The following is a 4,956-nucleotide window of genomic DNA, read 5'->3' on the forward strand; positions in this document are numbered from 1 at the left end:
GTCTGAGATTTTCTACTTCTAGGGCTTCTGGGCACTCAGCGTCCGACAATGCGCCGGACGCTCTTCTTTTGCCGCTATAAGGTTTTCATAAATTGATAGATCTTGTCCTGCATTCCCGGAAGCCCTTCGTGTCCGAAGTCCGGATAAATTTCCAGCTGCACCGGCGATGTGACTTTGTTGATCGCGGCAAACTGGGTGGAAGGCGGACAAACCGGGTCCATCAGCCCGACGCCAATCAGCAGCTCCGCCCGAATGCGGTGCGCCAAATGCTGGACATCGATGTATCCAAGCTTTGTGAAAATCTCCTCTTCCCGTTTATGCTGCGGATCAAAATGGCGGAAATACGTGCGCAGCTCGGCATAGGCATCCTTGGCCAAATCCATCTCCCATACCCGCTTATAGTCGCTCAGGAACGGGTATACGGGCGCGGCCTTGCGAATCCGCGGCTCCAGCGCCGCGCAGGCCATCGTTAAAGCGCCTCCCTGCGACCAGCCCGACGCCCCTACCCGGTTCTCATCCACCTCCGGAAAGCTCATGACAATGGAAGCCAGCTGCGCCGCATCCAGGAAAATATGGCGGAACAGCAAATTGTCCGGCTCCCCGTCCAAACCGCGGATAAAATGACCGTGATGCGTCGTTCCCTTCACCCCGCCCGTATCCTCCGACAAACCGCCTTGACCGCGTACGTCCATGGCCGCCACGGAAAAGCCCAGCGCCGCATACTGCAGCTTATCCTGCCAATCGCCGGAATTTCCCGTATAGCCGTGGAATTGGAGCACGGCCGGATGCGGACCGTCGGTTCGGGTCGGGCGCACATATTTGGCGTGAATCCGCGCGCCCCGAACGCCGGTAAAATACAAGTCGAAGCATTCCGCGAACGGCGTCGTGAATTCCGACGGCACCAGCTCGACCTGAGGATCGGTCGCCCGCATTTCCTGCAGCGCGGCTTCCCAGTATTCGTCCAGGTCGGCGGGACGCGGATTGCGTCCTTGGTACGTTTTCAGTTGATCCAGCGGCATATCCAACAGCGGCATCGTTTCATCATCCTTTTTTACAAAGTAGGAAATCCACTTCTTATTCTCAATGTAATTCAGGGCGGCCGGAATCTCAAGTCTCACCTCAGACTCGATCTTGTCTTTTTTCGATCTTTCGGCCCGATCGATTATAATCGTTTTTTCCCGTTGACAGTACGAGCCGCCCAATGGTACAGTGACATTTGTAGATTATTTCCAAAGAAAGGATGGCTGCCAAATGATGCTGCTCGCTCGAGACCGAAAATTTCGCGCACATCTTCAATACAACCGGATTGTTCGGTGCAGCCACTCCGCGCTGGAATCGTAACGGCTCGTTCGCCGTTCCGCGAATTTCTTCCGTACACGCGGCGCATGGTTACGCACCCTCGTAATCGTGCGCCTTTTTTATCGGTCCGCAGCAGTTAGAACCCGCGTATGGCGTTTGTTGCGAACGGATAAGCATCCTTGTCCTTGGATACGGATGCGCTAAGGCATATCGCTTACGAGCGGTATGCCTTTTTTGGCGTCGTTTTCCAAGCGCTGCCGCATAACCATTTTTTAGAGAACCGGAAAGGAGTACGCTCGCATGTTTATCGTATTGAAGAAGCTGCGCTGGTTTTTCGCCATGCACTGGAAACGATACAGTTCCGCGATCCTGCTGCTGCTGATCGCCGGAATTCTGGAGGTCATTCCCCCGAAGCTGATCGGCTATTCCATCGACGGCATTCATCAAGGGACGCTGACCGACGCGCAGTTTTATCAGGTGCTTGGCTTTTGGGCCGCAGCGGCTCTGTTGTGTTACGCGATCACTTACGTCTGGATGTATCAGCTGTTCGGCGGCGCCTTCGTGCTGGAGCGTCTGCTCCGCTCGCGTCTGATGCGCCACTTCGCCAAAATGACGCCGACGTTCTACGAACGAAACCGGACGGGCGATTTGATGGCCCGGGCGACGAACGATCTGCATGCCGTCTCGGCGACCGCAGGCTTCGGGATATTGACTCTTATTGACTCCAGCCTGTACATGCTGACGATCTTGACGATGATGGCGGCGTTTATCAGCTGGAAGCTAACGCTCGCTTCCCTGCTGCAGCTGCCGGTTATGGCGCTGCTGATGGGCAGGTTCGGCAAGCGGATCCATGAGCGCTTCACGAGCGCGCAGGACGCGTTCGGCCAATTGAACGACCAGGTGCTGGAGACGATCGGCGGCGTTCGGGTCATCCGCGCGTTCGTGCAGGAGAAGGCCAGCGAGGAACGGTTCCACCGCACTTCGGACGACGTGTTCCGCAAAAATATCGCCGTCGCCCGCGTCGATGCGCTGTTCGATCCGACGGTGAAAATTTTGGTCGGCATCAGCTATTTGATCGGGCTGTGTTACGGCGCGTATCTGGTGTTCCACAATGAAATTACGCTCGGCGAGCTGGTTTCGTTCAACGTGTTCCTCGGCATGCTGATTTGGCCGATGTTCGCGATCGGCGAGCTGATCAACCTCATGCAGCGGGGCAACGCTTCGCTGGACCGGGTCAACGAAACGCTCGCCTACGAGCCGGATGTGGAAGGCCCGGCGAATCCAGTCCCGGTCGACGTGCCGAAAAACATCGTGTTCGACCGCGTGACGTTCCGCTATCCTTCCTCGCCGATCGATAATCTCGTCGATATCTCGTTCAAGCTGGAGCGCGGTCAGACGCTCGGAATCGTAGGCCGGACGGGAAGCGGCAAAACGACGCTGCTCAAGCAGCTTCTGCGCGAATACCCTTCCGGTCAGGGGGCGGTCCGGCTGTCCGGCGTGCCAGCGGACTGGATCGATCCCGACACGCTCCAAGGCTGGATCGGCTATGTGCCGCAGCAGCCGATCTTGTTCTCGCGGTCGATCCGCGAAAATATTACGTTCGGCCGCAGCCAGGCGGACGAGTCGGAAGTGCAGCGGGCGCTCGAGCTGGCCTCGTTCGCCAAGGACGTGCACTTCCTGCCCGAAGGTCTGGAGACGCTGGTCGGCGAAAAGGGCGTCGCCTTGTCCGGCGGTCAGAAGCAGCGCGTGTCCATCGCCCGCGCCTTGATCGTCGATCCCGAAATTCTCATGCTCGACGACGCGCTGTCGGCGGTCGACGCCAAGACGGAGGCGGAAATCATCGCGGGTATTCGCCGGGAACGCGCCGGCAAGACGACCCTGATCGTCACCCACCGGCTATCCGCCGTCCAGCATGCCGATTGGATCGTCGTGCTGGACGAAGGCCGGATCGCGGAAGAAGGCACCCATGAGCAGCTGCTTCAAGCCGGAGGCTGGTACAAAGAGCAGTACGACCGGCAGCAGCTCGAAGCGAACATCGGGGCGTAACCCCTTCCCCGTTCAAAATAAGCTTGGCGGACGGCATCGCAAACTGTCCGCAAAGCGGAAACGAAGGTGATTTCTCATGAAACAAACCGGTATCCGGTTATACCGCTACGCGGCGTTGTTCAAGCGGCCGATCCTCATTGCGCTCGTCCTGCTGACCGCAGCCGTCTGCGCGGAGCTGGCCGGACCGCTTGTCGCCAGACAAATGATCGACCGCCATATTCTCGGCGTGGAATATCCATGGTATGAAGCTGCCGCAGGTGGCAAAGACACCGTCGTCTACGACGGCAAAACGTACAAACGGCAAGACCGCTGGGAGGAAGGCGAAACGAAGGGGCGGGAGGCCCGCGTGCTGCAGGTCGGACGCAGCTACTATTTCGTCGACGGCCCGCTCCGCTTCGACGGTCAACGCAGTGTGCAAGGAAACGAACTGACGGTGGTCGGCGATGGCGGGCAGGCCGTCTATCCGGTGCGTGAGCTGACGACGCCGCAGCTCTACGCCTTTTACGAACCGGAATTCGGACGGCTCGTCGTGCTGGCGGCCTGTTATTTTGGCCTGATCGCGCTGAGCGCCCTGTTGGCTTACGGGGAGAAATACCTGCTGCAGACGTCCGCCAACCGGATCATTCAGACGATCCGCAAAGACGTGTTCGCTCAGGTCGGACGGCTGCCCGTCCAATATTTCGACAACCTGCCCGCGGGCAAAGTCGTTTCGCGCATTACGAACGATACGGAATCGATCCGCGAGCTGTACGTCAACGTGTTAGCGAACTTTTTCTCCGGTATCGTTTACATGGCCGCCATTCTCGGCGCGCTGTTCTTTCTCGATGCAAGGCTTGCGCTGATCGCGCTGCCCCTGGTGCCGATCCTCTACGTGTGGATCGTCGTGTACCGCCGTTTCGCTTCCAAATACAACCATGCGATCCGGTCCAGACTGAGCGACATCAACGGGATGATCAACGAATCGATTCAAGGCATGCCGATCATCCGGGCGTTCCGCCGGCAGAAGGAAACGCTTGAAGAGTTCGAGCAGCTCAACGAGCAGCATTTTACGTACCAAAACAAGCTGCTCAGCTTAAATGCGATTACCTCGCACAACCTGGTAGGCGTCGTCCGGAACGTTATTTTTCTGACTGTCATCTGGATGTTCGGCGGCAGCTGGCTCGGTACGCTTGTCACGGTCGGGGTGCTGTACGCTTTCGTTGATTACATGAACCGGATGTTCCAGCCGATCGTCGGCATCGTGAACCAGCTCAGCAACCTGGAAACGGCCCTCGTGTCGGCGGAGCGCGTGTTCGAGCTGCTGGACGAGAAAGGCACCGAGGTGGCCGAAGGCAAGCTGGAGCGCTACAAAGGAAACGTCGCCTTCGAGAACGTCTCGTTCGCTTACAAGCCCGGCGAGGACGTGCTCAAAAACATTACGTTCCACGCCCGCTCGGGCGAAACTGTCGCGCTTGTAGGCCATACCGGCTCCGGCAAAAGCTCGATCCTGAACCTGCTGTTCCGGTTCTACGAGGTCCGGGAAGGACGGATTCTGATCGACGGCCGGGATATCCGGGATATTCCGCAGCAGCTGCTCCGCCAGCATATGGGGATCGTGCTGCAGGACCCGTT

General features: G+C 58.2%; 3 protein-coding genes. 2 read left to right on the forward strand and 1 reads right to left on the reverse strand.

The window, feature by feature from the left end:
• Positions 1 to 74: 74 nt before the first annotated feature.
• Positions 75 to 1,034: an acetylxylan esterase gene (locus QJ48_RS30785; RefSeq protein WP_054977161.1), complete on the reverse strand. Its 960-nt coding sequence runs from the start codon at positions 1,032 to 1,034 to the stop codon at positions 75 to 77.
• Positions 1,035 to 1,599: 565 nt separating this feature from the next.
• Here QJ48_RS30785 and QJ48_RS30790 point away from each other — a divergent pair.
• Positions 1,600 to 3,345, forward strand: coding sequence for an ABC transporter ATP-binding protein (locus tag QJ48_RS30790; protein WP_054977159.1), 1,746 nt, complete (start codon positions 1,600 to 1,602; stop codon positions 3,343 to 3,345).
• A 76-nt stretch (positions 3,346 to 3,421) separates the two neighbouring features.
• On the forward strand, positions 3,422 to 4,956 hold a 1,535-nt coding region (locus tag QJ48_RS30795), incomplete at its 3' end, for an ABC transporter ATP-binding protein (RefSeq protein ID WP_054977160.1).

Origin of the sequence: Paenibacillus sp. A3, assembly GCF_001399685.1 — a bacterium.
Lineage (GTDB): Bacteria > Bacillota > Bacilli > Paenibacillales > NBRC-103111 > Paenibacillus_G.

What these genes read in the sequence shown, in the direction of transcription:
- QJ48_RS30790 (WP_054977159.1), top strand. Translation starts at nt 1,600, where the DNA reads ATGTTTATCGTATTGAAGAAGCTGCGCTGGTTTTTCGCCATGCACTGG.
- QJ48_RS30785 (WP_054977161.1), bottom strand. Translation starts at nt 1,034, where the DNA reads ATGCCGCTGTTGGATATGCCGCTGGATCAACTGAAAACGTACCAAGGA.